22 protein-coding genes are annotated in these 23,392 nt (G+C 66.5%); 16 read left to right on the forward strand and 6 right to left on the reverse strand.

The window, feature by feature from the left end; translation table 11 throughout:
• Positions 1-22 precede the first annotated feature (22 nt).
• From ACE3SL_RS13625 to ACE3SL_RS13635, 3 genes are all read left to right on the forward strand, one after another.
• Positions 23-1,045 carry a sugar phosphate isomerase/epimerase family protein gene (locus ACE3SL_RS13625; RefSeq protein WP_374526270.1) on the forward strand — a complete coding sequence of 341 codons (1,023 nt, stop codon included), beginning with the start codon at positions 23-25 and terminating at the stop codon, positions 1,043-1,045.
• A 194-nt stretch (positions 1,046-1,239) separates the two neighbouring features.
• Positions 1,240-3,450: a TonB-dependent receptor gene (locus ACE3SL_RS13630; RefSeq protein ID WP_374526271.1), complete on the forward strand. Its 2,211-nt coding sequence runs from the start codon at positions 1,240-1,242 to the stop codon at positions 3,448-3,450.
• Between the two features lie 41 nt (positions 3,451-3,491).
• On the forward strand, positions 3,492-5,054 hold the full coding sequence (locus tag ACE3SL_RS13635) for a carboxylesterase/lipase family protein (RefSeq protein ID WP_374526272.1): 1,563 nt from the start codon (positions 3,492-3,494) through the stop codon (positions 5,052-5,054).
• Positions 5,055-5,172: 118 nt separating this feature from the next.
• Here ACE3SL_RS13635 and copC read toward each other — a convergent pair whose 3' ends face one another.
• A complete protein-coding gene (gene copC, locus ACE3SL_RS13640) occupies positions 5,173-5,544 on the reverse strand; it encodes a copper homeostasis periplasmic binding protein CopC (RefSeq protein ID WP_374526273.1) in 372 nt (123 codons plus the stop codon).
• A gap of 136 nt (positions 5,545-5,680) precedes the next feature.
• Between copC and ACE3SL_RS13645 the strand changes: the two genes are divergently transcribed.
• From ACE3SL_RS13645 to ACE3SL_RS13670, 6 genes are all read left to right on the forward strand, one after another.
• Positions 5,681-5,929 (forward strand): hypothetical protein, encoded by a 249-nt coding sequence (locus ACE3SL_RS13645; protein WP_374526274.1) that lies wholly within the window; start codon positions 5,681-5,683, stop codon positions 5,927-5,929.
• Entirely contained in the window at positions 5,929-6,369 is a 441-nt protein-coding gene (locus ACE3SL_RS13650) for a periplasmic heavy metal sensor (RefSeq protein ID WP_374526275.1), read from the forward strand. Before ACE3SL_RS13645 ends, ACE3SL_RS13650 begins: the two co-directional genes overlap by 1 nt.
• Positions 6,366-6,938 (forward strand): RNA polymerase sigma factor, encoded by a 573-nt coding sequence (locus tag ACE3SL_RS13655; protein ID WP_374526276.1) that lies wholly within the window; start codon positions 6,366-6,368, stop codon positions 6,936-6,938. Before ACE3SL_RS13650 ends, ACE3SL_RS13655 begins: the two co-directional genes overlap by 4 nt.
• Before the next feature lie 96 nt (positions 6,939-7,034).
• A complete protein-coding gene (locus ACE3SL_RS13660) occupies positions 7,035-8,810 on the forward strand; it encodes a copper resistance system multicopper oxidase (RefSeq protein WP_374526277.1) in 1,776 nt (591 codons plus the stop codon).
• Positions 8,807-9,850 carry a copper resistance protein B gene (locus tag ACE3SL_RS13665; RefSeq protein WP_374526278.1) on the forward strand — a complete coding sequence of 348 codons (1,044 nt, stop codon included), beginning with the start codon at positions 8,807-8,809 and terminating at the stop codon, positions 9,848-9,850. Before ACE3SL_RS13660 ends, ACE3SL_RS13665 begins: the two co-directional genes overlap by 4 nt.
• Positions 9,851-9,912: 62 nt before the next feature.
• Positions 9,913-10,125 (forward strand): hypothetical protein, encoded by a 213-nt coding sequence (locus ACE3SL_RS13670; RefSeq protein ID WP_374526279.1) that lies wholly within the window; start codon positions 9,913-9,915, stop codon positions 10,123-10,125.
• Between the two features lie 48 nt (positions 10,126-10,173).
• Here ACE3SL_RS13670 and ACE3SL_RS13675 read toward each other — a convergent pair whose 3' ends face one another.
• The 5 genes from ACE3SL_RS13675 to ACE3SL_RS13695 form a co-directional block, all read right to left on the reverse strand.
• Positions 10,174-11,697, reverse strand: coding sequence for a fumarate hydratase (locus ACE3SL_RS13675; RefSeq protein ID WP_374526280.1), 1,524 nt, complete (start codon positions 11,695-11,697; stop codon positions 10,174-10,176).
• Between the two features lie 74 nt (positions 11,698-11,771).
• Positions 11,772-12,581 (reverse strand): hypothetical protein, encoded by an 810-nt coding sequence (locus ACE3SL_RS13680; protein WP_374526281.1) that lies wholly within the window; start codon positions 12,579-12,581, stop codon positions 11,772-11,774.
• Between the two features lies 1 nt (position 12,582).
• Complete coding sequence (locus tag ACE3SL_RS13685) at positions 12,583-13,047, reverse strand: Fur family transcriptional regulator (RefSeq protein WP_374526282.1); 465 nt, start codon at positions 13,045-13,047, stop codon at positions 12,583-12,585.
• Positions 13,048-13,099: 52 nt separating this feature from the next.
• On the reverse strand, positions 13,100-13,534 hold the full coding sequence (locus tag ACE3SL_RS13690) for a MerC domain-containing protein (RefSeq protein WP_374526283.1): 435 nt from the start codon (positions 13,532-13,534) through the stop codon (positions 13,100-13,102).
• Between the two features lie 176 nt (positions 13,535-13,710).
• Positions 13,711-15,378 carry a long-chain fatty acid--CoA ligase gene (locus tag ACE3SL_RS13695; protein ID WP_374526284.1) on the reverse strand — a complete coding sequence of 556 codons (1,668 nt, stop codon included), beginning with the start codon at positions 15,376-15,378 and terminating at the stop codon, positions 13,711-13,713.
• Between the two features lie 163 nt (positions 15,379-15,541).
• Here ACE3SL_RS13695 and ACE3SL_RS13700 point away from each other — a divergent pair, with 163 nt between their 5' ends.
• From ACE3SL_RS13700 to sucC, 7 genes are all read left to right on the forward strand, one after another.
• Positions 15,542-16,042 carry a hypothetical protein gene (locus ACE3SL_RS13700; RefSeq protein ID WP_374526285.1) on the forward strand — a complete coding sequence of 167 codons (501 nt, stop codon included), beginning with the start codon at positions 15,542-15,544 and terminating at the stop codon, positions 16,040-16,042.
• Between the two features lie 29 nt (positions 16,043-16,071).
• Complete coding sequence (pabB, locus tag ACE3SL_RS13705) at positions 16,072-17,901, forward strand: aminodeoxychorismate synthase component I (protein WP_374526286.1); 1,830 nt, start codon at positions 16,072-16,074, stop codon at positions 17,899-17,901.
• A 116-nt stretch (positions 17,902-18,017) separates the two neighbouring features.
• Entirely contained in the window at positions 18,018-19,229 is a 1,212-nt protein-coding gene (locus ACE3SL_RS13710; protein WP_374526287.1) for a pyridoxal phosphate-dependent aminotransferase, read from the forward strand.
• 272 nt (positions 19,230-19,501) lie between these two features.
• The gene (msrA, locus tag ACE3SL_RS13715) at positions 19,502-20,176 is read left to right on the forward strand and encodes a peptide-methionine (S)-S-oxide reductase MsrA (protein WP_374526288.1); all 675 of its coding nucleotides are present in this window, start codon (positions 19,502-19,504) and stop codon (positions 20,174-20,176) included.
• A gap of 176 nt (positions 20,177-20,352) precedes the next feature.
• Positions 20,353-21,462 (forward strand): serine hydrolase, encoded by a 1,110-nt coding sequence (locus ACE3SL_RS13720; protein ID WP_374526289.1) that lies wholly within the window; start codon positions 20,353-20,355, stop codon positions 21,460-21,462.
• A 215-nt stretch (positions 21,463-21,677) separates the two neighbouring features.
• The gene (locus ACE3SL_RS13725; RefSeq protein ID WP_374526290.1) at positions 21,678-21,992 is read left to right on the forward strand and encodes a hypothetical protein; all 315 of its coding nucleotides are present in this window, start codon (positions 21,678-21,680) and stop codon (positions 21,990-21,992) included.
• A 126-nt stretch (positions 21,993-22,118) separates the two neighbouring features.
• Positions 22,119-23,327, forward strand: a complete 1,209-nt coding sequence (gene sucC, locus ACE3SL_RS13730; RefSeq protein WP_374526291.1) for an ADP-forming succinate--CoA ligase subunit beta — start codon at positions 22,119-22,121, stop codon at positions 23,325-23,327.
• The last annotated feature ends 65 nt before the right edge of the window (positions 23,328-23,392 follow it).

Raw genomic sequence — 23,392 nt, forward strand, 5'->3', positions numbered from 1 at the left:
CTCCCCATCCGAAAGGTTTTTCATGAGAACGATAAAGGGTCCCGCGATTTTCCTGGCCCAGTTCGAGGGCAGCGAAGCGCCGTTCGACAGCCTCGCGGGGATGGCGGGCTGGGCGGGCGGGCTCGGCTACAAGGGACTTCAGCTTCCGACCGGGGGACGGCTGGTGAACCTCGAACTCGCCGCCGTGAGCCGCGACTATTGCGACGAGCTGACCGGCACGCTCGCCGCGCATGGCCTCGCGGTCACCGAGCTTTCGACGCATCTGCAGGGGCAGTTGATCGCGGTCGATCCGGCGCAGGACCGGCTGTTCGATGCCTTCGCGCCCGCGCATCTCCATGGCAGGCCCGACGCGCGAAGAGAGTGGGCGACCGAACAGCTGCTGCTCGCGGCGAAGGCGAGCCGCAACCTCGGGCTCGATACGCACGTCACCTTCTCGGGCGCGCTTGCCTGGGCGAATTTCTATCCGTGGCCGCAGCGCCCGGCGGGGATGATCGAGGAGGCGTTCGCCGAGCTCGCGCGCCGCTGGCGTCCGATCCTCGATGCCTTCGACGCGGTCGGGGTCGATGTCGCCTATGAAATCCATCCGGGCGAAGATCTGCACGATGGCGCGACCTTCGAGCGTTTCCTGGAGGCGGTGGGCGGTCATCCGCGTGCCAACATCCTCTATGACCCCAGCCATTTCCTGCTGCAGCAGCTCGACTATCTCGCCTTCATCGATCTCTATCACGAGCGCATAAAGGCGTTCCATGTGAAGGACGCCGAGTTCCGCCCGAGCGGCCGGTCGGGGGTCTATGGCGGTTATCAGGAGTGGATCGACCGCCCCGGGCGGTTCCGCTCGCTGGGCGATGGCCAGATCGATTTCCGCACCATCTTCTCGAAAATGGCCCAATATGATTTTCCGGGCTGGGCGGTGCTCGAGTGGGAATGCTGCCTGAAGCATCCCGAAGACGGTGCGCGCGAGGGCGCGCGGTTCATCGCTGACCATATCATCCGCGTGACCGATCGCGCGTTCGACGACTTCGCCGGCGGCGCGGGGAAGGGCTGACGCGGCGACCGCGCGGCGACTTCGCCGTCCGGAGCGCCGATATAGGAATGATAACGTTATCACATATAAAAATCAGGATAATCATAACGGATATGTAATCGATTACTTGACTCGCGCCCTGCCATGGGTTTTACCTCTGAAAAATATGAACTGTAATCGAGTTCATGGAAAAGATAACAGGAGGGAGAAGGCCAATGGCACATCGTCTGCGTACCTATCTTTGCGTCACCGCTGCGCTGGTGGCGTCGCCCGCACTCGCGCAAGAGCAGCCCGAGGTGCAGGACGGCGATATTGTCGTCACCGCGACGCGAACCGAATCGCTCGCCTCGAAGACGCCGATCGCGCTGACTGCGATCGGCGGCGAGGGGTTGCGCGATGCGGGCATCAGCAACCCGACCCAGCTTGCCGACGTCGTCCCCAACCTGTCGATCGACCGCGGCAACGGGCTTCAGATCACGATTCGCGGCGTCACCAGCCGCGACGGCACCGAAAAGGGCGATCCGTCGGCGGCATTCCTTCTCGACGGCATCTATATCGCACGTCCGCAGGCGCAGGAGGTCAGCTTCTTCGATCTCGAGCGCGTCGAGGTGCTGCGCGGCCCGCAGGGGACGCTGTTCGGCCGCAACTCGACCGCGGGCGTGGTCCATGTCATCTCGGCGCGGCCCGTCGATCGTTTCGCGGCCTCGGTCGATGCGACCTATGGCAATTTCGACACCGTTCAGGCGACCGCGATGCTCAACGTGCCCGTCGCGCCCGGCTTCGCGCTGCGCGGCGCGGTCAATTACGACCGCCGCGATTCCTATATCCGGCCCTGGGCGAACTCGCCCTGGAAGCTCGATCCGGGGAAGAAAAATCTGTCGGCCCGCCTGTCGGCATTGATCGATTTCGGTCCCGACGTCACGCTGCTGCTGCGCGGCGACTACAGCAAGATCGACGGACGCCCCGCGAACACCGTGCGGCTGACCAATTTCTTCAGCCGCCCGTTCACGCGGGGCACGCGCAGCCCGGTCTACAAGGACATCGGCTCGACGGCCCAGCGGACGCGGGATTATAACGAAGGCTCTGAATCCTTCTACGACAACGACACATGGGGCATCACGGGCGAGCTCAACTGGGCGCTGGGTCCGGTCACCATGACCTATCTCGGCAGCTACCGCGAGTTTAACCGGCACGAACAGGGGCCGCAGGATCTGTCCCCCTTCTTCCCCACCGCCCAGCGCGGCGTGTTCGAAGGCCATTATTGGCAGAACTCGCAGGAATTGCGTTTCGCCTATGATGACGGCGGCGCGTTCACCGGGCAGGTCGGCGGTTATTATTTCAAGGAAAAGTCGGGAATCGGTGCGTTCATCATCAATCCGCCGATGGCGATCTTCCCGGTAGGAACGCCCGCGGGGGTGATCCGTTACGGCTTCCCGCAGGACCCGACGATTTCGGAATCGAAGGGCGTGTTCGGCCAGTTCACCTATGAACTCGTTCCCGCCCTGAAATTCACCGGCGGCATCCGCTATTCGCACGACCTCAAGTCGCGCGTCGGCCAGACGATCCTCGAATATCCCGCTCCGATCGGCATCCTTCCGCTCCAGCAGAACAACGCGCGGCGGACCTTCAGCAAGGTGACGTGGCGCGCGGGGCTCGACTATGACCTCGGCAACACGTTGCTCTATGCGTCGGTTTCGACGGGCTACAAGGCGGGCGGCTTCAACGACGGTTGCGAGATCGGAACGGGCACCGGCTGTTCGCTGCCCGCCGAAGCGCTCTATTACGATCCCGAAACGATCACCGCGTATGAAGCGGGCATCAAGGGTCGCTTCGCCGACGGAGCGCTGCGGCTGAACGGTTCGCTGTTCCATTATGATTATAAGGGAATGCAGCTCAGCTATTCGTCGACCATCTGCGGCGGTCCCTGTCAGGTCACGACCAACGCCGGCGCGGCGAAGGTCGATGGTGTCGAACTGGAGGCCGTGCTGTCACCGCATCCGGCGCATCATTTCGACATCTCGCTCAACTGGCTGAAGGCGCGCTATACGTCGTTTCGCCCGGTTCCGACGATCGATTATGCGGGCGTCCGCCTCGATCGTTCGCCGACCATCACGGCTTCGGCGGGCTATACCTTCACGCAGGAACTCGGCGGAGGCAGCCGTCTTGAGTTCGGGGCGCGCGTTCGCGTCAGCGACTCCTACCTGCTGTCCGACGTCGCGGTTCCCGTGGTGTTCCGCAACCCGAGCTATCACAAGACCGACCTGACGCTGACCTACAGGGCGCCCGACGATCGCTTCTTCGTGCAGGGGTTCGTCAAAAATCTGGAGAATGTGATCACCCTGCAGGGGGCGTCGGCGCAATATAGCAGTTCCGCCTATCTTGCCGATCCGCGCACCTATGGCGTCCGTGCGGGGGTGAAGTTCTAGGGCGAACAGGCAGGCAGACAGCGCAGTTGGGGAGAAGAAGCATGAGAATATTCGTCGCTGCTGCACTGTTTGCCGCCGCCGTACCCGCAGCCGCGGAGCCGGCCGCGGGTCCCGTCGTCGCGGTGACGGGAGGCCGCGTCGCGGGAACGGCCGAGGCGGGGATCTTGGCGTTTCGCGGCATTCCCTTCGCCGCTCCCCCGGTCGGGCCGCTCCGCTGGCGCGCGCCCCAGCCGGTCCTTCCCTGGGCAGGCGTTCGCGACGCGACCGCCTTCGGGCATGACTGCATGCAACTGCCATTCCCGAGCGATGCCGCACCCCTTGGCACCGCGCCCTCGGAGGATTGCCTGACCGTCAACGTCTGGGCGCCGGCGGGCGCCAGGGGCAAGAAACTGCCGGTGCTCTTCTGGATCTATGGCGGCGGCTTCGTGAACGGCGGGGCATCGCCTGCGGTCTACGATGGTTCGGCGCTGGCGCGCGCGGGGATCATCGTCGTGAGCTTCAACTATCGCGTCGGGCGTTTCGGCTTCTTCGCGCACCCCGCTCTGACCGCTGCCGGCGAAGGGCCGGTCGGCAATTGGGGGCTGATGGATCAGCAGGCGGCGCTGCGCTGGACGCGCGACAATATCGCGGCCTTCGGCGGCGATCCCGGCCGCGTCACCATCATGGGCGAATCGGCCGGCGGCATGTCGGTGCTCAGCCTGCTCGGCGCGCCCGCCGCGCGCGGACTGTTCCGCGGCGCGATCGTCATGTCCGGGGGCGGACGCACCGCTGGCCAGCAGCGTGAGATGGCGCGCGATCTGCCTGGCCTGCCGTCGGCCGAAACGATCGGACTCAATTTCGCGAAAAGCGTCGGGATCGAGGGAACGGACGCTACCGCGCTGGCCGCGCTGAGGGCGCTGCCTGCCGAGCGCATCGTGTCGGGACTCAATCTCGCGAGCCTCTTCGCGCCGCCAGCGGGGCCGCCGACCTGGTCGGGTCCCGTCACCGACGGGGTGACGCAGACCGGCAGCGTCGAGGCGATGTTCGATCGCGGCGCTCAGGCGCGCGTGCCGGTGATGGTCGGCGCGACCAGCGCCGATATTGGCTTCGTGCCCGCGAGGACCAAGGAGCAGATATTCGAGAGCTTCGGTGCGAATGCGGCAAAAGCGAAGGCAATCTATGATCCGAAGGGCGATGCGGCCTTCTTCGACGCGATGCTGAAGGTTGGCGGCGACCGGTTCATGATCGAACCCGCGCGCTACGTCGCCGGCCGCGTGGCGGCGGCGGGGCAGCCCGCTTATCACTATCGCTTCTCCTATGTTGCGGAAACGGCGCGCGACGGAGCGAAGGGCGCGGCCCATGCCAGCGACATTCCCTATTTCCTCGACACGGTGGCGACCAAATATGGGCCGGCAACGACGGCGGGCGACCGCGCCATGGCGACGGCGATCAGCGGCTTCGTCGTCAATTTCGTCAAGACCGGAAATCCGAACGGATCGGGCCTGGCGGACTGGCCCCGCTTTCGCCCCGGCGAGGTGATGGATTTCGCGCCGGACGGGGCAGCGCGATCGGGCAAAGACCCGTGGACAGAGAGACTCGATCTCGTCCGCCCAGCACCGGACTGACGCGTTATCGAGCCGAGCCACGCCCGCCTATAGAGCGAAAGGCCGCCAGTCCCGTGACGAGCATGAGGTCGGCGTACAGCGCGAACCGGATGCCGATCAGGGAAGCTCGGCCACTGCCTTACTTTACGGTGAAGCTGAATTCGCTGCCCATGCGGTGCGTGTCGGCGCCCGCCGCCGACCATTGGACCTTGTAGGTGCCGGGGGCGAGCGCGCGCTTCAGTTGCAGCGTCATCGACTTGCCGTCCTTGCCCATCGCCGAGGTGAAGGCGATTTTCATCGGCGGATGGTCCTTCATGCCGGGCATGCCCGTCATCACCAGTTCGGCTTTCACGGTCGAGGCGATCAGCTTTTCGCTGAACGTCAGGCCGATCGTGGTCACTTTCGATACGGTCGCATTCGCCGCCGGGGTGGAGCCGGTGAGCCTGGCGTGCGCCAGCGCGGCACCCGGCGTAAGCGCGGCGACGAGGGAGAGGGAAAGCCACCTGTTCATAAAATACTCCAACTGGATGTCCGTCCCGGCTATACGCGTGGCGGCGGGATGGCCCTTGAAAAATAATGGTCGGGCGGCGTTGAGGGCTGACGGGCAGGCGCGCGTATATCGGTCTGGAAGGAATGGCGACGAGCCGATGGACGACGAACTTCGAATCCTGAATGCGGCAGATTTGCCCGCGGCGCTGGACGCGCTCGACGAGCGCGTGCTGCACCTGCTCGCCGCGCGCCGCCGCGAGGCGGCGGCGATGCGGCGAACGGTTGCGCTTGCCGCCTTCGTTTCGCTCGGCGGCGGAGTGATCGCCGGGAGCGCCTTCGCGCCGTCGGCCGTCGCTGCGAGCCCGCTGACTCCCTTCGCCCCCGTAAGCCCGCTGGATTCGCGTTGATGACGACGCCGCGCCGTTTGCTCGTCATTGCCCTGATCGCCTTTCTGGCGGCACTGGCGGGCGTCTTCGTCGGCCGCGCGCTGGTCGATGCGCCGCGTGCGAACGAGACCGAGCTCCACGCGATGCTGCACCGCGACTTGAAGCTGTCGCCCGCGCAGCAGCAGAGGCTCGGCCCGATCGAAGCGCAGTTCAAGGCGCGGCACGAGGCGCTGGAACGTGCGATGCGCGCCGCCAATGTCCGCCTCGCGCAGGCGATCGAGGCCGAACATGGCTATGGCCCGCAGGTCACGAAGGCGATCGACGAGACGCACGCGGTGATGGGCGAATTGCAAAAGGAAACGCTCCAGCATCTGTTCGCGATGCGCGGCGTGCTCGATCCCGATCAGGCGAAGATGTTCGACAAGGTTGTGGTCGAGGCGCTGACCGCCGATGCGCGGTGAGCCCCGGGCTTTCGCTATGTAGCGACGGCGAACTCGCCGCGCTGGCCGGGTCTGGACGGCAGGACGCCTATCGCGAGTTTCTCGCGCGCCACAAGGCGCCGGTGTTTCGCCTGATCCGGGGGCATGTCGGCGATACCGATGCGGCGATGGACCTGACGCAGGAGACGTTCGTCGCCGGCTTCGCGGCGCTTGCGCGCTATGACGGCGACCGGCCGTTCCGCATCTGGATTTCGCGGATTGCGATCAACAAGTGCCGCGACTGGGCACGCCGCCGCGCGGTGCGGGCCTTCTTCACCCGCGCGCTGCCGCTCGAAAGCGCGCACGACGTGGCGAGCGACGGGCCGCCGCCCGACGTCGAAGCCGAAGACCGCGCCGAACTCGCCCGCGTCCGCGCCGCGATGGCGGCGCTTCCGCACAATCTGCGCGAGGTGCTGGTGCTGCGCGGGGTCGAGGACCTCAGCCAGGCCGAGACCGCCGAATTGCTGCAGGTCAGCGAAAAGACGGTCGAGACGCGGCTCTATCGCGCCCGGACCCGATTGCGCGCGCTGCTGGGCGAGCGCGCGGAATAGGCCAGTCCGGCTATCCAAAAATCTCCCGCTGCGGCAAGGGGCGTCGCGCGCCGCTGCGTAAGGAGTTGCAGCCCAGCGTCAACAATCGGGAAGATCATGCAGATAGACAGGCGTCGTTTCGTGAGCGGAGCATTGGGCGGCGGCGCGGCGGCCGCGCTCGCGCCCTGGTTCCCGGCCTGGGCGCAAACGCTATCGCCCGGCATCGCCGCGACCCTGCCGACCGTTTCGGGGAACGACATCACGCTGCGCATCGCACGGCAGACGATGCGGATCGACGGCAAGCTCTCCCGCGCGATCGGGATCAACGGCACGGTTCCCGCGCCGCTCGTCCGGCTGAAGGAGGGGCAGACCGCGCGCCTCACCGTCGTCAACGACCTCGACGAGGACAGTTCGATCCACTGGCACGGGCTGATCCTGCCCTTTCACATGGACGGCGTGCCGGGGGTCAGCTTTCCGGGGATCGGGCCGAAATCGACCTTCGTCTATGAATTCCCCGTCGTTCAGTCAGGGACATACTGGTATCACAGCCATTCGGGGCTGCAGGAGCAGCTCGGCCATTATGGACCGATCGTCATCGATCCCGCAGGCGCCGACCCGATTGGCTACGACCGCGAGCATGTCGTCGTGCTGTCGGACCACAGCCGGCTCGCGCCCGAGGAAATCTTCCGCAAGCTCAAGGCCGATCCCGGCCATTTCAACCGGCAGCGACAGACGCTCGCCGGGCTGCTTGCTGGGAAGGACCAGCCGCTGAAGGATCGCATCGAGTGGGGCAAGATGCGGATGGACCCGGCGGACATCGCCGACGTCAACGGCTCGACCTACAGCTTCCTCGTCAACGGCCACGGCCCGCGCGACAATTGGACCGGGCTGTTCCGGCCCGGCGAGCGCGTGCGGCTGCGCATCATCAACGCCTCGGCGATGTCGATCTTCAACGTCCGCATCCCCGGCCTTCGCATGACGGTGGTGCAGGCCGACGGGCTCAATGTCGTGCCGGCCCAAATCGACGAATTCCAGATCGCGGTCGCCGAAACCTATGATGTCATCGTCACCCCCGCCCTGGACCGCGCCTACACGCTCGTTGCCGAGGCGAACGACCGTTCGGGCATGGCGCGCGCGACGCTCGCCCCGCGCGCCGGCATGGCCGCCGAGGTGCCGCCGCTGCGCGAACGCCCGCTCGCGACGATGAAGGACATGGGCATGGGCGCGATGGGGGAGGGCGATTGCCCGCCCGAACACGCCGCGATGGGCCATTGCACCCCTGCGACCGAAGGCGCCGCGATGGCGGGCATGGACCATGGCGCGGGCGGCGGCATGAAGCACAGCATGCGCGATTTCGACCTCGCCCCGCAGGTCAAGCGCGACCCGGGCGTCCAGTCGATCTCGCCGATGCCGGTCGACCGCATGGGCGAGCCGGGGCAGGGGCTCGAGGATGCCCTGCACAGGGTGCTCACCTATCATGACCTCGTCGCGCTCGACCGCAATCCCGACGTGCGCGCCGCCTCGCGCTCGCTCGACATCCACCTCACCGGCAATATGGAACGCTTCATGTGGTCGTTCGACGGGGTGAAGATGTCCGACCATCACGAGCCGATCCCCTTCACTTTGGGCGAGCGCGTGCGGATCAACCTCATCAACGATTCGATGATGAGCCATCCCATTCACCTGCACGGCCATTTCTTCGAACTGGTCACGGGGAAGGGCGACCGCTCGCCGCGCAAGCATACGGTGCTCGTCCAGCCGGGCGGGACCGCGAGCTTCGATTTCACCGCCGACGCGCTCGGCGACTGGGCGTTTCACTGTCACCTTCTCTATCATATGCACGCCGGGATGATGCGCGTCGTCAGCGTGCGTCCGAAGGGAGACGGCGAATGAGCCGCATCGTGCTCCTCCTTTCCGGCATCGCGCCTTTTGTCTTTGCGACCCCGGCCGCGGCGCAGCCGATGGATCATGCGATGCACACTTCGCAGCCCGCGCCCGAAGCGCCGACCTGTGCCCCCGAGCACGCGGCAATGGGCCATTGCACGATCGACAGCGCGCCGGCCGGCGAAGCGTCCGATCCCGACTGTCCGCCCGAACATGCGCGCATGGGGCATTGCACCCCCAAACAGGCGTCCGCACACGATAGGACGGCGATGTCCGAAAAGCCGGCAGCCAGCGGTACGGATCTGCCGCCGGGCGATGCGCCCGCGCCGCCGCCGCCCGAGGACTGGTACGCCGACCGCATCTTCCCGAAAGACGCAATGGCGCATTCGCGCCACGAAATGATGCTCGAAAACGGCGCGCAGCAGATCGGTTTCATCAGTCTCAACCTCGCCGAATATCAGGCGCGTAAGGGCCGCGACGGTTTCCGCTGGGAAGGCGAGGCGTGGTACGGCGGCGACATCGACCGGCTGACCTTGAAAAGCGAAGGCGAAACGGCGTTTGGCGAAGGGATCGAAAGCGGCGAGGCGCAGGCGCTCTACAGCCGCGCGATCGGTCCCTATTTCAACGCGCAGGCGGGCATCCGGCAGGATTTCGGCCATGGGCCCGACCGGACATATGCTACGCTGGGCTTTGAAGGGCTCGCGCCTTATTGGTTCGAGGTCGAGGGCGCGCTGTTCCTGTCCAACAAGGGCGACCTCTCCGCCCGGCTCGAAGGAAGCTACGACCAGCGCCTCACCCGGAAGCTGATCCTGCAACCGAGCGCCGAGATCAACGTCGCGGCGCAGGACGTGCCCGAAAACGGCATCGGGTCGGGCGTTTCCGACGTCGAACTCGGCCTCCGCCTCCGCTATGAGATCGTTCGGGAATTCGCGCCCTATGTCGGCGTCGAATGGACGCGCAAGATTGGCGACACCGCGCGCTTTGCCCGCGCCGCGGGCGAGGATGCGAGCAGCGTCAGTTTCGTGATGGGAGTGAAAGCCTGGTTCTGATCGCCGACGCTATTAGCACCCGGTCAGCCGCGATCCGGACACCCGCCCGCCGCGGCCTGCGCGTGACCGCGGTGATCGTCGGCTATGAGTGGCAGGGCGTGGCGTCCGGCGACCCGGCGAGCAAGGTTCAGGCTGCCTTTCGGCAGATGGGCTTCAAGATCGGCAAGAATGGCGATTTCGCCACCGCCGACGATGTCGCGGTCACGACGACGATCAGGGCGACCGACGCGAACAATCGATCGCGCGGACAGAGCGAGCTGATCTGCGGCGTCTGACGTTCGGGCCCGTCGCGGCACGGAATTCCGCGCCGCGACGTCCTGGATTTACGCCTTCTCCAGCAGCCCCTCGTCCTTGATCCGCTTTTGCCAGACCAGCGGCGCGTTGACGTGGACGTTCTGGCCTTCGCTGTCGACGGCGACGGTGACGGGGAAGTCCTGCACCTCGAACTCGTAGATCGCTTCCATGCCGAGGTCGGCGAAGCCGACGACCTTGCTGCCTTTGATGGCGCGCGCCACCAGATAAGCCGCGCCGCCGACCGCCATCAGATAGGCGCTCTTGTGCTTCGCGATCGCCTGCGTCGCGGCGGGGCCGCGTTCGGCCTTGCCGACGCAGGCGAGCAGGCCCTGATCGAGCATTAGTCCCATGAACTTGTCCATGCGCGTCGCGGTCGTCGGACCCGCGGGGCCGACGATCTCCTCGCCGACCGGATCGACCGGGCCGACATAATAGATCACGCGGCCTTTGAAATCGACCGGCAGCTCCTCGCCCTTCGCGAGCATGTCGGCGATGCGCTTGTGCGCGGCGTCGCGGCCGGTGAGCATCTTGCCGTTCAGGAGCAGGCGGTCGCCCTGCTTCCAGCTCGCGACCACCTCGGGCGTCAGAGTGTCGAGATCGACGCGGATCGCCGCCTTGTCGGGCGTCCAGTCGATCTGCGGATAGTCCGCCAGCACCGGCGGCTCGAGGAAGGCGGGGCCGCTACCATCGAGCGTCACATGCGCGTGGCGCGTCGCGGCGCAGTTCGGAATCATCGCGACGGGCTTCGACGCGGCGTGGGTCGGCCAGTCGGCGATCTTGACGTCGAGCACGGTCGCGAGCCCGCCGAGCCCCTGCGCGCCGATGCCGAGCGCATTGACCTTTTCATAAAGCTCGATGCGCAGCTCCTCGGTCGGGTTCGACGGTCCGCGCGCGAGCAGCTCGGTCATGTCGATCGGGTCCATCAGCGACTGTTTGGCGAGCAGCATCGCCTTTTCGGCGGTGCCGCCGATGCCGATGCCGAGCATGCCGGGCGGGCACCAGCCGGCGCCCATCTGCGGCACCATTTCGAGCACCCAGTCGACGATGCTGTCGGACGGATTCATCATCTTGAACTTGGACTTGTTCTCGCTGCCGCCGCCCTTCGCGGCGACGTCGATCACGACCTTGTTGCCGGGCACCATCTCGACGTTGAGGACCGACGGCGTGTTGTCCTTGGTGTTGACGCGGCTGAACGCCGGATCGGCGAGGATCGAGGCGCGCAGCTTGTTGTCGGGGTGGAGGTAAGCCTTGCGCACGCCTTCGTCGACGACCTGTTGCAGGCTGCGGGGTGAGTCGAGGCGGCAGTCCATGCCCCATTTGATGAAGACGGTGACGATGCCTGTATCCTGACAGATCGGGCGATGCCCCTCGGCGCACATCCGGCTGTTCGAGAGGATCTGCGCCATTGCGTCCTTCGCGGCGGGCGAGACTTCGCGTTCGTACGCGGCGCCCAATGCGCGGATATAATCCATCGGGTGGAAATAGCTGATGTACTGGAGCGCGTCGGCGATGGTTTCGACGAGGTCGTCCTCGCGGATGATGACGGTGTTCATGGGTGCAGTCTTTCCCCCTTGTGGCAGGATTCGCGGGTCTCCCTAGACCCGCATCGCCGCGACGGGAAGGGGTGTCAGGACCGGCGCCGCCCGAAGGTCGGGCGGGGCGGGACGCTTGCCGTCGCGGCGGGCCGCGGGCGCCGGGCGACGGGTTCGATCTCCACCAGCGGCTGTTTTCGCACCAGCGCGCGCCAGCTTGCGATCGCCGCCGTGCCGAGCAGCGCGATCCAGCCGCCGCCGGTCGCCGCGAGCAAGGTCCAGCCGTAATGCGAGGGGACGGCAATCGCCATCAGCGCGGGCACGCAGGCGACGATGACGAGCGTCCCCGCGAGCGTCCACCAGCGCCCGCCGAGCTGCGCCAATGCAAGCCCGATCGCCACGTTGGTCAGCGCGAGCAGCACGAACTTGGCCGCGACGGGATAGGGCAGGCTCGCCATTGCGGGGGAATAGTCGCCCGCAGTGAAAGCGGTCTGGATATCGAAGAGCAGCCAGTTTTCATACGCATCGCACAGGGCCGCGAGCAGCGGCAACGCGGCGGCGGCGAGGACGGGGCGTAGCCCGGTCTCGCGCCCGAGCGCGACCAGCCCGCAGCCGAGGAAGCCGGCGTAGAGCAGTATATAGAGATAATCGCGCTCGTTGCCGGTGCGCATCGCAGCCAGCCGCCCGACCTGCCGCGGATCGCTGTCCGGGCCGAAGACAGCGATCAGATCGTCCTGACCGCCCGCGAATTCGAAGGCGAAGACAGGCGCGCCATAGCCCGGCTCGGCGGCGAAACTGTCCTGCGGGAGAGTCTGGCCGAGCCACAAGCCGACCAGAATGGCGCCGAAACCGATCAAGAGTGCCGCATGCCACCAGCGTGCCGCCGGCAGCACGGTCGCGGTCAACTTATCGGCACTCTGCGCATTTGCCGCGCACTTCGATCACCGGGCGTTCGGCAGCAAAGCCCGTCGCGTCGGCGGCGGCGCGAACGCCCTGGGACAATTTGTCATTGTCGATGTGCACCGCGCTGCCGCAGCTGTCGCAGATCAGGAAGATGCAGTCGTGGAGGCAGCCTGGATGGCTGTTCGCGACGAAGGCGTTCGCGCTCTCGACCCGGCGCACGAGGTTGTTCGCGACGAACAGGTCGAGGATGCGATAGACGCTGTTCGGCGCGACGCGCTTGCCGCGCTTCTGCGATACGATGTCGGCGATCTCATAGGCGCTCGCGGGCTTGCCGATTTCGGCCACCGCGTCGAAGATCTGCGCGCGCATGTCGGTCCACGCTTCGCCCGCGCCTTCGAGCGCGGTCTGCGCCGCGCTGGCGAGCGAGGCACCGCTGGCCTCGATATGCGCATGATCATGCTTGCCCATGGCGATAATGTAGGCGCTTTGGACGCGGCCCGCAAGTTGCGGGCACTGCGTATCAGTGGCGTGCGCGTCTGTTAAGATCGTGGCCGAGCGCGACGATCGCGACCCCGATCATCGTCGCCAGCACCTCGCTGCCGTCGTGCGGCCGGGCGAGCGCGCCCGCCATCATGCCGAGCCCGAAGCAGCCGACCCCGAAGGGCATCATATAGCCGTGGCTGAGCACCCCCGAAACCAGCGTCACCAGCGCGAAACCGATCGCGATGGCAAGGCCGACCTCGTGGAACAGGTGATTTTCGAGGAACACCCCGCCCACCGAGGCGATCGACGCGAAGAAGATCGTCGTCGCAAGGCAATGGACGAGGCAGAGCCCCGACAGGCCCATCGCGAGCTGATCGCCCGACAGCGAGGTCAGCGGCCGCGAATCGCGCGCAGCCCGCACCAGCGCGCCGAGGCGCGGCCATGCGTGGCTGTGACTGGCGACGTGGGTCACCCGATTCTCCGTTGGTCCGACTGCGGGCTTGATATGGCATAACATGACCGAGGTTACAATATCTCATTGCAGCAATTCGCATATCCCATTCGTCATTCCCGCGAAAGCGGGAACCCAGGGTGGGGTCAGCCGACGCACGCTTTGGGTTCCCGCTTTCGCGGGAATGACGAGCTTGGTTAAGCCCCCGCCTCCGTCCGCAGCGCCTTCCGGTCGAGCTTGCCGATCATCGTCTTGGGCAGGCTGGCGCGCACCTCGACCGCGCTTACCCGTTCATGCTTGCCGAGCTGCGGGTTGAGCCAGTTCTTGAGCGCCTCGCCCGACACCTCATAGCCCTCCTCCAGCGTCACGAACGCCTTGGGCACCTCGCCGCGATAGGCATCGGGGACGCCGAGCACGATCGCTTCCTTGACCGCGGGATGCTCGTGGAGATGCGCTTCGATCACGCTCGGATAGACCTTGAACCCGCCGACCGCGATCATGTCCTTCAGCCGGTCGACGATGCGGATATAGCCGTCGGCGTCGATCGCCGCGACGTCGCCGGTGCGCAGCCAGCCGTCGGCGGTGAAGCTGTCCGCATCGGCATCGGGCCGGTTCCAATAGCCCTGCATGATCTGCGGACCCTTGACCGCAAGCTCGCCCGCTTCGTCCGGCGCGGCGTCCTTGGTCGGATCGTCGCGGTCCAGCAGGCGGATGCGCGTCGCCGGAATCGGCTGGCCGATCGTGCCGGGCTTGACCGGGCCGTCATAGGGGTTGGTCGCGACGACCCCCGAGCTTTCGGTGAGGCCGTAACCCTCGACCAGCGAGGCACCGGTCGCGGCGACGAATTTCTCGCGCAGTTCGGCGGGCATCGGCGCGCCGCCCGAGATACAGACGCGCAGCGAAGAGAAGTCGGTCTTCGCGAGGTCGGGATGGTCGAGCAGCGCCTGATACATGGTCGGCACGCCCGGCAGCGCAGTCGCTTTCGTCCGCGTGATCGCCGCGAGCGCGGCCTTGGCGTCGAAGCGCGGCAGCATCGTGATCATCCCGCCGTTGAGGACGGTGCGATTGAGGACGCAGGTGTTCGCGAAGACGTGAAAGAAGGGGAGGACGCCGAGGATGCGGTCGCCCGCGTCATGATCGGGGTCGATCGCGTTGACCTGCCGCGCGTTGGCGGTGAGATTCTGGTGCGTGAGCTTGGCGCCTTTCGGCGTGCCGGTGGTGCCGCCTGTGTACTGGATCAGCGCGACATCCTTTTCGGCGTCGATCGCCACCGGATCGGGCCGGCCGTCGTTGGCGATCAGTGCCGAGAAGCGGATGATATGCGGGTCGTCGGGGAGGGCCGCGACCTCGCTCTGCTTGAACAGGCGGTAGAGCATTGACTTGGCCGCGGGCAGTCCGCCCGCGATCGAGCCGACGATCAGGCGCTTGAGGCTCGATCCGTCGAGCACCGTCAGCGCGGTCGGCAGCAATGCGGCCGCGCTCAGCGTCACCAGCGTGTCGGTGCCCGAATCCTCGACCTGCGCCTCCAGTTCGGCGACGGTATAGAGCGGCGAGAAATTGACCACCGTCGCCCCGGCCGCGAGCGCGCCATAATAAGCCGCGACATAATGCGGCACGTTGGGAAGAAAGAGGCCGACCCGGCTCCCCTTGCCAACCCCGAGCTGCTGCAATCCGCGCGCCACGCGCGCCACGCCGCCCGCGACCTCGGCATAGGAAAAACGCCGCCCCATGAAGTCGAGCATCGGTGCATCGCCTTTGCGCGCGACGCTTGCCGCGAGCATGTCGGGAAGCGAGAGCGGTGCGAACGGCTGGTCCCAGGCGGTCGGATGGCGATAGTCGGTCGACCAGTCGTGGGAACTCGACATTGACGTGATTATCCTTTCCGCGCTCGTTACTGACATCACTCTAAGCAGCGCCGCCGCATATCGCAATCGGGGCGCGGCGCTTGCGGCGCAGCGGTGCGGCGGCTAGGCAAGGACATCTTGTTCCAGGGGGATATCCATGCCGCACTTGCCCTTGCGTTTGATCGTGCCGTTCGCTCTTCTTGCTGCCGCCACGCCCGCGGCGGCGAAGGATAAGGCGGCACCGCCGCGCCCCGCGCAGATCCAGGAACTCTACAACTGCCGCGACATCGCCGATCCGGCCGCGCGCCTGGCCTGTTTCGATCGTGAGGTCGGCGAATTGCAGACCGCGGACACGCAGCGCGACATCACCTTCGCCGACCGCGAGACGGTGAAGAAGACGCGGCGCGGCCTGTTCGGCTTCACGCTGCCCAGCCTCGGCCTATTCGGCGGCGACGAGGACGAGATCAAGAGCATCGACACGACCGTCGCTTCCTCGTCGCAGGTCGAGGGCGGGCGCTATCGTATCGCGATGGCCGACGGGTCGGTGTGGGTGCAGATCGACGACCGGCGCATGGCGCTCGCGCCGCGGTCGGGGCAGAAGATCCAGATCAAGACCGCCTCGCTCGGCAGTTATTTTCTGAGCCTCGAAGGCCGGCCCTCGATCCGCGTCCGCCGCGAACGCTGAGCGAGCGGTCCGCTGTTCTGAGAGGCACGATGCTGGAACGGCTGACCATCGGCGACGGTGCCGCGCCCTTCGTTCTGCTCGACGACGCGCGCCGCACCGGCGCGGCGCCCGCGCGGCTGTTCCGTAACTCCGTCGGCACGCTGACCGCCGCGAGCGCGAGCGAGATTCCGGCGCTGCTCGAAGCGCTCGCTGGGGCGCGGCCGCGCGGGCTCCATGCGGCGGGCTATCTGGCCTATGAGGCGGGCAGGGCGCTTGCGCCAGCGTGGCGCGGCGCGCCCGGCGGCGCTGCGGATCGGGACGGACCGCTCGGCTGGTTCGGGCTGTTCGAGACGGTCGAACGGATCGACAGCGAGGCGGTCGATGCGATATTTTCTGATCCCGCCGGGGCGTGGGTCGGCGCGCCGCGTCCCAGGATCGCGCGCGCCGATTATCTCGCCGCGGTCGAGCGGGTGCTCGCCTACATCCGCGCCGGCGACATCTATCAGGCGAACCTGACCTTTCGCGCCGATGTGCCGGTCGCTGGCGATCCGCTCGCCATCTATGCGCGGCTGCGGCGGACCGCGCGGGCGGGCTATGGCGGCTTCGTCTGGACCGGCGAACGCGCGATCGCCTCGCTCTCGCCCGAACTCTTCTTCGCGCTGCGCGAGGGACAGGTGATGGCGCGGCCGATGAAGGGGACGGCGGAGCGCCTGGCGGATCCCGAGGCCGACGCGGCGACGGCGCGCGCGCTCGCCGCGGACCCGAAGCAGCGCGCCGAGAATCTGATGATCGTCGATCTGATCCGCAATGATCTGTCGCGCGTCGCGGTGCCGGGGACGGTGGCGGTGCCCGACCTGTTTCGCGTCGAGAGCTTTCCGACGATCCATCAGCTCGTGTCCGACGTGTCGGCGGACCTTCCCGCGGGGGTCGGCGCCGTGGATGTGCTGCGCGCGGCCTTTCCCTGTGGGTCGATCACCGGCGCGCCGAAGGTGCGCGCGATGGAGATCATCGACGAACTGGAAACCGGGCCGCGCGGGCTTTACACCGGCTCGATCGGTTTTATCGAGCTGGGCGGCGACGCTGCGTTCAATGTCGCGATCCGCACACTTGTCTTTCCGTCGCAGAGCGACTTGCGGGACGGCGCGGCTTGCGCCACGCTGGGATTGGGGTCCGGGATCGTCGCCGACAGCCAGCCGGCGGACGAATGGCGCGAATGTCTGGCCAAGGGGGAATTTGTGAGCGCAGCCGGCGAAAGCTTCGACCTGATCGAAACGATGCTGTTCGATCCGGTCGATGGCGTTCAGCGACTCGAGGGGCATCTCGCGCGGATGAAGGCGAGCGCCGCCACCTTCGGCTTCGCCTTCGACCGCCACGGCGCGCGCAACAGCCTGCAGTCGGCGACCTTCCGCCTGCGCAGCGCGGCGCGCGTGCGGATGCGGCTCGCGCGGACGGGCGCGCTCGCGGTCGAGGTGTCGCCGCTGCCGCGGCTCGCCGAGCTGCCGGTGCCCGTCGCGGTGCGCCCCGCGCCGATGGCGGCGGACGATTTCCGCCTCGCGCACAAGACCAGCCTGCGCGGTGCCTATGACGCGGTGCGCGCCGAAAGCGCCGCGGCCGAGGTCGTCTTCATCGACGAACCGGGCTTCGTCACCGAGGGAAGCTGGAGCAATATCTTCGTCGAGCGTGACGGGCTGCTGCTGACGCCGCCGCTCGCGCTCGGGCTGCTTCCCGGCGTGCTGCGCGCCGAGCTGATCGAAAAGGGCCGCGCGGTCGAATCGCACCTGCGGCTCGCCGACCTCGCCGATGGCTTCTTCATCGGCAATTCGCTGCGCGGACTGGTCCCGGCGCGGCTTGCGGACGGAGCGGCGCCCGCGATAGGCTGAACTTCGCCTGTGAATAGGTAAATTATGCGGGAGCGCGCTTGCGAATATCGTTCGGACGCTCTAGGCGCGGCCCCGCGCAATTTCCTGTCCATTTGCTCGCGAAGGACCGCCTCTCCATGTCGCTGAAGCCGCATATCTCCGCTGCCCTGAACCGCATCCAGCCCTCGGCGACGCTCGCGATGACCGCGCGCGTGACCAAGCTGAAGGCCGAAGGCGTCGACGTGATCGGCCTTTCGGCGGGTGAGCCCGATTTCGACACCCCCGATTTCGTCAAGGAAGCCGCGATCGAGGCGATCCGCAACGGCCAGACCAAATATACGCTCGTCGACGGCACGATCGCGCTGAAGGAAGCGATCCGCGGCAAGTTCCGCCGCGACAACGACCTCGACTATGGCCTCGACCAGATTTCGGTGAATGTCGGCGGCAAGCACACGCTGTTCAACGCGCTCGTCGCGACGGTCGATGCCGGCGACGAGGTGATCATCCCCGCGCCCTATTGGGTGAGCTATCCCGACATCGTCGCCTTCTGCGGCGGCACGCCGGTGATCATCGAGGGGACCGCGGCGCAGAATTACAAGATCACCCCGGCGCAGCTCGACCAGGCGATCACGAAGAAGACGCGCTGGGTGATGTTCAACTCGCCGTCGAACCCGTCGGGCGCCGCTTACTCGCCCGAGGAGATCGATGCGCTGGGCGAAGTGATCCGCCGCCATCCGCATGTGATGGTGATGTCCGACGATATGTACGAGCATGTCTGGTACGCCGACTTCGCCTTCTCGACCCTCGCGCAGCGTTGCCCCGATCTCGCCGACCGCATCCTGACCGTGAACGGCTGTTCAAAGGCCTATGCGATGACCGGCTGGCGCATTGGCTATGCCGGCGGCCCGGCGTGGATCATCAAGGCGATGGGCAAGCTGCAGTCGCAATCGACCTCGAACCCCTGTTCGATCGCGCAGGCGGCGGCGGCGGCGGCGCTTGGCGGGCCGCAGCAGTTTCTCGACGATCGCAACGCCGCGTTCCGCAAACGCCGCGACATGGTCGTCGCGATGCTCAACGACGCGCCCGGCCTGAGCTGCCCGGTCCCCGACGGCGCCTTCTACGTTTATCCCGACGCGAGCGGCTGCATCGGCAAGAAGACGCCCTCGGGCCAAGCAATCGAGAATGACGAGATGCTGATCGACTATTTCCTCGACGCCGCGCGCGTCGCGGCAGTGCACGGCGGCGCCTTCGGCCTGTCGCCAGCATTCCGCGTCTCCTATGCGACGTCGGAAGCGGCGCTCAAGGAAGCGTGCGTGCGCATCCAGCAGGCCTGCGCGGCGCTGAGCTGACGCGCTTCGTTCCTGAACCTGGCGCAACCATCTGGTTCACCACATGGTAAGGCCTTGGGCCTATAGGTGATCGCCGTCACTGACGGATGGCAAGGGGCGCGCCATATCGACAGTGTAACCGGAGCCGAGGCTCCACCGAACAAGACGATATGGAAAAAAGAGGCCCCCATGCTCACCCTGCTCCGTTCCGACTGGTTTCCCACCATGCTTACCGGCTTCGCGCTCGGCGGGCTGGCGATCCTGTTCCAGCAGCCGACGCTCGCGGCGCTCTGATGCCCGCGTTGCGGCGGATCGTCGCCGCGCTTCTCGCCGCGCCGCTGCTCGCCCAATGCGCGCCGGCGCAGGCCGAAAATGCCGTCAAGCTGCCCGCTGCGGCCTATGACCCGGCAGTAAAGGCGAGCCGCGCGACCGCGGTGCTTGCCGGCGGCTGCTTCTGGGGGGTCGAGGGCGTCTTCTCCAATGTGAAGGGCGTGATCTCGGTCGAATCGGGCTACCATGGCGGCAGCAAGGCGACCGCCCGGTACGAGCTGACCCACGACGGCACGTCGGGCCATGCCGAGGCGGTGCGGATCGTCTATGATCCGGCGCAGGTCAGCTACGGCACCTTGCTCCGCATCCTGTTTTCGGTGGTCGCCGACCCGACGCTCCGGAACCGTCAGGGCCCCGATGCCGGCCCGCAATATCGCGCCGCGATCGTGCCGATGGACGCGACGCAGCGACAGGTCGCGACCGCCTATCTGGCGCAGATCGGCAAGGGCGGATATTTCAAGCGGCCGGTCATCGTGCCGGTCGAAAGCTACAAGAGCTTCTATCCCGCCGAAGCCAATCACCAGAATTTCATGCGGCTCCATCCGTCGAATCCCTATATCGTCCGCTGGGACGCGCCGAAGCTGGCGGCGTTGAAAAAGTTGTTTCCGGCCTTCGTTCGCGCGACTCCGGCGCCCTAGGCCGGTCCTGTCCCGCCGCTCACCGCGCCTGCGGAATCGTTCGTCGCAAATCGCTGGCCCGTCCGCTGTGCCTGCGGGACGACGGAACCGGCCACAAGGGGTCGGGACGAGATACAGACGGTCGCAGCCGCGGGGTTGGAATGAAGGCACAATTTTCGGGCAGGGCTCTGCTCGGCATGATGATCGGCGCAGGCCTGCTTGCAGGGTGCGTCAGCAGCGCGGCCATCGTGCCGCCGCAGCGTCAGGCGCAGCCCGAGCGGAGTCATGCGGGCGCGGTCACGGTTCCGATCGGTCCGCCGGTCCGCTCGTCGACATCAGCGCCGCCGCCGCGCGGCACGCTCGACCCGGGCTTCCGCCGCCCCGCGCCCGGCCTCAATGATCGGATCGCGGCGCTCTGGCGCGCCTTCCCCGGCAAGACCGGCATCGCGGTCCAGCGCATCGACGGCGAATGGGCGATCGCGCAGCGCGGCGACGACCTGTTCCCGCAGCAGAGCGTGTCGAAGCTGTGGGTGACGATGAGCATCCTCGACGCGGTCGATAACGGACGCATCAGGCTCGACCAGAATGTCCGGATCGGTCCCGAGGATTTGGTCGTTTTTCACCAGCCGCTCGCCGCGCGCGTCCGGTCCGAGGGATCGGTCACGATGAACGTCCGCGACCTCATCGAAACCGCGATCACGCACAGCGACAATCTGGCGAACGACAGCTTGCTGCGCACCGTCGGCGGCCCGGGTGCGGTGCGCGCCTTCATCGCGAAAAAGGATCTGGGCTCGATCCGTTTTGGTCCCGGCGAACGGCTGCTGCAAAGCGGCACCGCCGGGCTGAGCTGGCAACAGAGCTATTCGATCGCGCGCAATTTTCAGGCGGCGCGCGCCGCGCTGCCGATGGCGACGCGGCAGGCGGCGATGAACAGATACCTCGCCGATCCGGTTGACGGCGCGAGCCCCGCGGCAATCGCGAGCGCGCTTACCCGCCTCGCACGTGGAACCTTGCTGTCGCCCGAATCGACCGACTATCTGCTCGGCGTGATGAGCCGGACGAAGAGCGGGCCGCAGCGGCTGAAGGCCGGGCTGCCGCCGGGCTGGACCTTCGTTCACAAGACCGGCACCGGGCAGGATCTCAACGGCATGACCGCAGGCTATAACGACATCGGCATCGCGACTGCGCCCGACGGGACGCGCTATGCGATCGTCGTGATGCTGGGCAGCACGACCTCGTCGATCCCGGCGCGCATGGCGCTCATGCAGGCGGTGTCGGGCGCCGTCGCCGAATTTCACGGGAGATAGGCGCTGTTTGGGCCAATCTCGCTTCGCGTGTCCCATGCATCTTTCCGTGTGTCCCCGCGAAGGCGGGGACCCATCTCCGGTGGGTTCAAAATGGCACCGGCGGAAGATGGACCCCCGCCTTCGCGGGGGAACAGGGTTTTTCTGGCAAAGTGATCCCACCACCGCAGCACAAACGCCATTTGGGGGATCGGATTCTTGCGCTATAGGCCCCGCACATGAAGACCTGTCTCGCTTTTCCCCTGATCGCCGCTTCGCTCGCGCTCGCAAGCTGCGCGACGCCCGAGACGCGTCTGCGCAACGGCCTTCATAACGCAGGCCTGTCGCAGGCGATGTCGGCGTGCATGGCCGAACGGATGGTCGATCGGCTGTCGCTCGTCCAGCTTCGCCGCCTGTCGGCGCTCGGCAGCCTCAAGGACAAAAGGATCATCGACCTGTCGCTCGACCAGTTCCTGCGCAAGGTCCGTGCGCTGAAGGACCCCGAGATATTGGCGGTATCGACAAGCTCGGCCGCGCTTTGCGCGCTGCGCTAACGACTTAGCCCAGGCTTTCGACAGTCCAAGTTTTTCTGGACGCGGCAGGGGTAGCCTTGCCGCGCAACTTGTGCTTATGCGGCGCCAAACCTCTCCCTTCCCAGAGTCGAAAGGCCGGCAGATCCCATGAACATCCACGAATATCAGGCGAAAGAACTGCTCGCGAAATTTGGCGTTGCGATCCCCAAGGGCATCGCCGCGATGAGCGTCGAGGAAGCCGTCGCCGCGGCGAAGCAGCTTCCGGGGCCGCTCTATGTCGTGAAGTCGCAGATCCACGCCGGCGGCCGCGGCAAGGGCAAGTTCAAGGAACTCGGCCCCGACGCCAAGGGCGGCGTCCGCCTCGCCAAGACGCTTGAGGAAGTCGAAAGCCACGCGCGCGAAATGCTCGGCAACACGCTGGTGACGATCCAGACCGGGGAGCATGGCAAGCAGGTCAACCGCCTCTACATCACCGACGGCGCCGACATCAAAAAGGAATATTATCTCGCGCTGCTCGTCGACCGCGCGTCGAGCCGCATCGCGGTCGTCGCCTCGACCGAGGGCGGGATGGACATCGAGACCGTCGCGCACAACACGCCCGACAAGATTCACACGATCACCATCGACCCCGCGACGGGCCTGCAGCCGCATCACGGCCGTAGCGTTGCCGCCGCGCTCGAACTCGAAGGCGACCTTGCCAAGCAGGCCGCGAAGGTTCTCGCCGGCCTCTACAATGCTTTCATCGCGACCGATGCCGAGCAGATCGAAATCAACCCGCTCGCGGTCTGCGAAGGCGCGAACGGCGACGAACTGCTCGTCCTCGACGCCAAATTGGGCTTCGACGGCAATGCGATGTTCCGCCACAAGGATATCGCCGAACTGCGCGACCTGACCGAAGAAGACCCGGCCGAGGTCGAGGCGTCGGAATATGACCTCGCCTATATCAAGCTCGACGGCAACATCGGCTGCATGGTCAACGGTGCCGGCCTCGCGATGGCGACGATGGACATCGTCAAGCTGAACGGCGCCTTCCCGGCGAACTTCCTCGACGTCGGCGGTGGCGCTTCGAAGGAAAAGGTGACGGCGGCGTTCAAGATCATCCTCAAGGACCCGGCGGTCGAAGGCATTCTCGTCAACATCTTCGGCGGCATCATGAAGTGCGACATCATCGCCGAGGGCATCGTCGCCGCGGCGAAGGAGGTGAACCTTTCGGTCCCGCTCGTCGTTCGCCTCGAAGGCACGAACGTCCAGCAGGGCAAGGACATCCTCGCCAATTCGGGTCTCCCGATCGTCGCAGCCAATGATCTCGGCGACGCGGCCAAGAAGATCGTCGCCGAGGTTGCCAAGGCGGCGTGATAACAGGTTAAACCCTCTCCCCTTGCGGGAGAGGGTTGCGAAGACTTGGCGGCTCGCCGCCTAGT

This window comes from Sphingopyxis sp. (assembly GCF_041916015.1).
GTDB lineage: Bacteria > Pseudomonadota > Alphaproteobacteria > Sphingomonadales > Sphingomonadaceae > Sphingopyxis.

Bases quoted from the DNA above. Each gene is read 5' to 3' on its own strand.
- ACE3SL_RS13625 (WP_374526270.1), top strand. From the start codon at position 23: ATGAGAACGATAAAGGGTCCCGCGATTTTCCTGGCCCAGTTCGAGGGC.
- ACE3SL_RS13630 (WP_374526271.1), top strand. From the start codon at position 1,240: ATGGCACATCGTCTGCGTACCTATCTTTGCGTCACCGCTGCGCTGGTG.
- ACE3SL_RS13635 (WP_374526272.1), top strand. From the start codon at position 3,492: ATGAGAATATTCGTCGCTGCTGCACTGTTTGCCGCCGCCGTACCCGCA.
- copC (WP_374526273.1), bottom strand. From the start codon at position 5,544: ATGAACAGGTGGCTTTCCCTCTCCCTCGTCGCCGCGCTTACGCCGGGT.
- ACE3SL_RS13645 (WP_374526274.1), top strand. From the start codon at position 5,681: ATGGACGACGAACTTCGAATCCTGAATGCGGCAGATTTGCCCGCGGCG.
- ACE3SL_RS13650 (WP_374526275.1), top strand. From the start codon at position 5,929: ATGACGACGCCGCGCCGTTTGCTCGTCATTGCCCTGATCGCCTTTCTG.
- ACE3SL_RS13660 (WP_374526277.1), top strand. From the start codon at position 7,035: ATGCAGATAGACAGGCGTCGTTTCGTGAGCGGAGCATTGGGCGGCGGC.
- ACE3SL_RS13665 (WP_374526278.1), top strand. From the start codon at position 8,807: ATGAGCCGCATCGTGCTCCTCCTTTCCGGCATCGCGCCTTTTGTCTTT.
- ACE3SL_RS13675 (WP_374526280.1), bottom strand. From the start codon at position 11,697: ATGAACACCGTCATCATCCGCGAGGACGACCTCGTCGAAACCATCGCC.
- ACE3SL_RS13685 (WP_374526282.1), bottom strand. From the start codon at position 13,047: ATGGGCAAGCATGATCATGCGCATATCGAGGCCAGCGGTGCCTCGCTC.
- ACE3SL_RS13695 (WP_374526284.1), bottom strand. From the start codon at position 15,378: ATGTCGAGTTCCCACGACTGGTCGACCGACTATCGCCATCCGACCGCC.
- pabB (WP_374526286.1), top strand. From the start codon at position 16,072: ATGCTGGAACGGCTGACCATCGGCGACGGTGCCGCGCCCTTCGTTCTG.
- ACE3SL_RS13710 (WP_374526287.1), top strand. From the start codon at position 18,018: ATGTCGCTGAAGCCGCATATCTCCGCTGCCCTGAACCGCATCCAGCCC.
- msrA (WP_374526288.1), top strand. From the start codon at position 19,502: ATGCCCGCGTTGCGGCGGATCGTCGCCGCGCTTCTCGCCGCGCCGCTG.
- ACE3SL_RS13720 (WP_374526289.1), top strand. From the start codon at position 20,353: ATGATGATCGGCGCAGGCCTGCTTGCAGGGTGCGTCAGCAGCGCGGCC.
- ACE3SL_RS13725 (WP_374526290.1), top strand. From the start codon at position 21,678: ATGAAGACCTGTCTCGCTTTTCCCCTGATCGCCGCTTCGCTCGCGCTC.
- sucC (WP_374526291.1), top strand. From the start codon at position 22,119: ATGAACATCCACGAATATCAGGCGAAAGAACTGCTCGCGAAATTTGGC.